This window comes from Pseudomonas sp., assembly GCF_037994325.1.
Classification (GTDB): Bacteria; Pseudomonadota; Gammaproteobacteria; order Pseudomonadales; family Pseudomonadaceae; genus Aquipseudomonas.
Map to the genome: position 1 here is coordinate 1 of NZ_JBBNAH010000688.1, position 4566 is coordinate 4566.

4 protein-coding genes are annotated in these 4566 nt (G+C 60.8%); 1 reads left to right on the top strand and 3 read right to left on the bottom strand.

From position 1 onward, the window contains the following. From AAAB16_RS22740 to AAAB16_RS22750, 3 genes are all read right to left on the bottom strand, one after another. A partial coding sequence (locus tag AAAB16_RS22740; protein ID WP_340665386.1) for a sulfatase-like hydrolase/transferase occupies positions 1–765 on the bottom strand: 765 nt, incomplete at its 3' end. Positions 766–801: 36 nt separating this feature from the next. Continuing rightward, the gene (locus tag AAAB16_RS22745; RefSeq protein ID WP_340665387.1) at positions 802–1632 is read right to left on the bottom strand and encodes an ABC transporter ATP-binding protein; all 831 of its coding nucleotides are present in this window, start codon (positions 1630–1632) and stop codon (positions 802–804) included. Further along, on the bottom strand, positions 1629–3221 hold the full coding sequence (locus AAAB16_RS22750) for an ABC transporter permease (RefSeq protein ID WP_340665388.1): 1593 nt from the start codon (positions 3219–3221) through the stop codon (positions 1629–1631). Before AAAB16_RS22750 ends, AAAB16_RS22745 begins: the two co-directional genes overlap by 4 nt. A 378-nt stretch (positions 3222–3599) precedes the next feature. Between AAAB16_RS22750 and AAAB16_RS22755 the strand changes: the two genes are divergently transcribed. After that, a complete protein-coding gene (locus AAAB16_RS22755; RefSeq protein ID WP_340665389.1) occupies positions 3600–4565 on the top strand; it encodes an ABC transporter substrate-binding protein in 966 nt (321 codons plus the stop codon). Position 4566 lies beyond the last annotated feature (1 nt).

A 4566-nucleotide genomic window follows, 5' to 3' on the forward strand; every position in this document is an offset into this window, starting at 1 on the left:
GGCTTCTACATCGTCAGCGACCAGGCCCAATTCCTTGAGCTTGGCCAAGCGTTCCTGGCGCAGCACTTCGGGGCCGGCGTCGTAGCGGCCTTTGTACTTGGCCACCACATCGGCGGGCGCTTGCAGCGGCCAGTGCGGGGCGGAGAAGGGCAGGTAGGCGAAGAAGGGCCGCGCCTGGTCGCGCTCTTTGAGGTACTGCAGCAGCTTGTCGCCAAAAGCGTCGGAGGAATAGAAGTCGTCCGGCAGCTTGTCGACGAACTTATCGTCTTCGATATAGAGCACCGGCGTGCCCTTGATGATTGGCGGCGTGTTTTCGTCTTCCGGCGGCTCGTAACCGTAGTGGTTGGCGGCGCCGGGCAGCAGCGAGAAAGAGCGCTCAAAACCACGGGCGTGCGGGGCCAAATCGGCGGTTAAACCCAGGTGCCATTTGCCCGCCATCAACGTTTCGTAACCGGCCTCCCGCAACAGCTCGGGCAGGGCGACAACGCGGTCGTTGAGGTAGCCCTCGTAACCCGGTTTGCCGATCAGCTCGGGCGTCAGTGCTTCGGCCATGGCGCCGATGCCGGCGATATGGTGGTCGGTGCCGGTCAACAGCATCGAGCGGGTTGGCGAGCAGGTTGGCGCGGTATGGAAGTCGGTCAGGCGCACGCCGGCGTTGGCCAGGGCATCCAGGTTAGGCGTGGCAATTTCGCCGCCAAACGAGCCGAGGTCGGAGAAGCCCAAGTCGTCGGCGACAATGACCAGGAAGTTGGGGCGTTTACTCATGGCAGACACGTCCTTTGCGTTCGTTTTGTAGCCCAGTTAATAGGCGATATAGGCCAGCGGCAGGTCTTCAACCCGCACCACCGGCGGTGGCACATAGGCGCCATCGCTGGTCAGTTCATGCAGCAATTCTTCGCGCAGTTGGTGGAATTCAAAGCTGCTGCGGGTGCGCGGATGGGGCAGGTCAATCGCCACCACGCGCTTGATCCGCCCTGGCCGTGGTTCCATCACCACCACGCGGTCGGCGAGGAAAATCGCCTCTTCCACATCGTGGGTCACCAGCAGCGTGGTGATTTGCGCGCGGGCGCGGATGGCCAGCAGCTCGTCTTGCATCTGCTGGCGGGTCAGGGCATCAAGGGCGCCGAAGGGTTCGTCCAACAATAGAATTTGCGGGCTGGCCACCAGGCCACGGGCAATCGCCACACGCTGTGCCATGCCGCCGGACAGCTGATGCGGGTAAGCGCGCTCAAAGCCCTGCAAACCGACCAAGTGAATAAATTCGCTGACGCGGCGAAAACGTTCGGCTTGGTTCAGGTGCTCATTAACCAAACCCAGGCCGATGTTTTGTTCCACCGTCAGCCAGGGGAACAAGCGGTGTTCCTGAAACACGATGCCGCGGTCGCCGCCGATGCCCTGCACCGGTTTGCCGGCCACCTCAATCTGCCCGCGAAACTCACCGTCCAGGCCAACCAGCAAGCGCAGCAGGGTGGATTTACCGCAGCCGCTGGAACCGACAATGGCGACGAACTCGCCCGGGGCGATATCCAGGTTGAATTCACGAATGGCCTCCAGCTCGCCACCGTCAACGGCGAACTGTTTGCCCACATGGGTAAAGCGCACCAGCGGGGCTGGTGAGGCGAGGGTGGTCATGCGGTTCTCCAGCGCGTGGCGCGCGCTTCAATAAATTGGCCGAGGGCATTGAGGGCGGCACCGGTCAGGCCGATCAGCAGCATGGCGGCCATCACCTGGTCCATACGAAACAACTGCTGAGCGCCAATCATCAAGGTGCCAATGCCATAGCCCGAGGCCATGAAATATTCCGCACCAATGGTGCCCAGCCAGGCGTAGATCAAACCCAAACGCAGGCCAGCGAAAATCGCCGGCGTGGCACCGGGCAACACCAACAGGCGCAGCCGTTGAAAAAGGTTAAGGCGCAAGGCCTGGGCTGCTTCGCCCAGTTGCGGCGACAGGTTGCGAATACCGCGTTGGGTGGCGATCAGCAGCGGAAAAAACGCCGCCAAGCCAACAAACACCAACTTGGCCAACTCGCCCAAACCAAACCAGGCGGTGAGCAGCGGTACCCAAGCAAAAATCGCGATCTGGCGCAGCGCCGACAAACTCGGGCCAAGCACCCGCTCACTGCGTGCCGACAGGCCAAGCACCACGCCGAGCACAAACCCCACCCCGCCGCCCAAGGCTAAACCGGCAACCGCCCGCAACAGGCTGGCGCCCATGGCCCGCGGCAGGCTGCCGTCGCTAACACCGTCATAGGTGCTGAGCAGCACCTGCCAGGGGCTAACCAGAATATTGCTGTCCACCCACTGCAAGTGGCTGACCGTCTGCCACAGCGCGACCAGGCCCAGCGGCAAAAACCACGGCTGCACACGTTGCCAACCATTACCCAGCGGGCGGCGGCGAAATTCGGCGGTCGGTGGGTGTGGCCAGAACAGCAAGTGGCGGTCGAGCAGATTGATGCCGCGGTCCATCAGCACGCCCACCACCCCAATAATCAGGATGCAGACAAACACCACATCGAGCATAAACAGCTGCCGACCCCAGACCATCAGGTAACCAATGCCTTCGCTGGAGGCCAGCAGTTCCACCGCCAACAACGACGACCAGCCGGTGGCCAGGGCCAAACGTAAACCCGCCATAAACGAGGGCAGGGCAGCGGGCAGCACCAGGCGCCAAATCAGCAAGTGCGGCGGCAGGCGCAATACGGCGCTGGCCTCACGCAGTTTCGGCTGCGCATCCCGCACACCCACCAAGGTGTGGATGGTCACCGGCACCACAACGGCCTTGACCAGCACCACCAGCTTGAGCGTTTCGCCAATGCCAAACAGCAACATAAACAGCGGAATCCACGCCAGCGTAGGGATCTGCGCCAAGGCGCTAAAGGTCGGAAACACCAAGCGCTCCGCGCGCGGGCTAAAACCCAAGGTCGCGCCCAGCACGGCGCCAACCGCTACGCCAACGGACAAGCCCCAGAACAAGCGTTGCAAGCTGATCCACAAATTGCTGAACAAGTCCTGCTGGCTGAGCTCAACCGCGCTTTGCCACACCAGCGAAGGTGCCGGCAGGGTTTGCGCCGACATCCAGCCATAGCGCGCCGCCAAGGCCCACAGCAGAAACAGCAAAATCGGTACGGCCCACGGCAGAAGTGCGTGGCGAGCTTGATCGGCGTTAACGCGTAAGCGCCGCGATGGCGTCGCCAGGCTAAGGGTGCGAGTGGCTGCCATATCAATGACCCCTAGGCGCTGGTGCGGTGGAGGAGGGCTTAGATATATTCTTCATAGGTATATCAAATCTGGTTATCTACGCTTTTATAAGCTAAGAACCGCATTTAATGGCCGCGCCTCAACGCGAGCAAATGCCTTTGATGAATACTTTTTATGCATTCCCTGCATCTGCCGCGTAGACCGCTGTTGCTGTTGTTTATCTCCTTTAGTTACTAAAAAATAATTTAATAGTATTTATTGTTTTGCATGGGCTGTGTCTTATCTCTCGCCACAGCCGGCAGCCAGCCGGTCACGGGTGGGGAGCCTGCTGCTATGAAAGCGTCACTTCATTGGGCCTTGAGCCTGTTTGCTTCGCCCTTACTGGCCGGGCTGCTGGGCATGCTGCCGGTGGTTGCCCATGGCGAGCCTGAGCCGCTAAAGGAAATCCGCATTGCGGTGCCCGACCTCAGCGTGGTCGCCACCCACAGCGGCGGTGGGCTGGTGGATGTGGTCCGTGATCAGCAACTCTTCGAAAAAGCCCTGGCCGAGCAAGGCATCAAGGTGCAATGGAATTTCTTCAAAGGCGCCGGCCCGGCTATTAATGAAGCCTTCGCCAATGGCCAAGTGGACCTGGCCTACCTCGGCGACCTGGCCGCCATCGTCGGCAAGTCCAACGGCCTGGACACCCGCTTGCTTAGCGCCACCGCACGGGATATCAAGCTGTACCTCGGTGTTCTACCGGGTTCGGGCATCAACAGCCTGGCCGAGCTGAAGGGCAAACGCGTGGGCATCTTCCGTGGCACCGCCGCGCAGCTGTCGTTTGATGCGGCGCTGGTCAGCCAGGGCCTGACGGAAAAAGACTTTAAAGTCATCAATCTCGACTTCAGCGCCGCCACCTCCGCCCTGGTGGCCAAACAGATTGACGCGACCTGGGGCGCCTCCAACCTCACCGCCTTGCGCGCCCGTGGCCTGGTCAATATTCCCCTGACCACCAAAGACCTCAACGGCGCCGGCAGCATTCAGAGCGTACTGGTGGGCGACGGCGCGTTTGTCGACGCTCATCCGGATATCGTTAAACGCCTGCTTGCCGCACAGAAAATCGCCGAGCAGTGGGTGAGCGACGAAGCCAACAAAGCCGCCTACATCAACCTGGTCGCAACACTTTCCGGTTACCCAGCCACCATCTTGCAAAGCGATTTGGGCGAAGAAAAACTCGGGCAACTGTTCCAAACCCAACTCGACGCGCCTTTTCTGCGCAAGCTCGACAGCTCAATCAAACTGGCCAGCGAACAGCGCCTGATCCGCAAACCCTTCAACACCGCCGACTGGGTGCATAAAAGCGCGCTGCTAAGTCAAAACCCCTAAC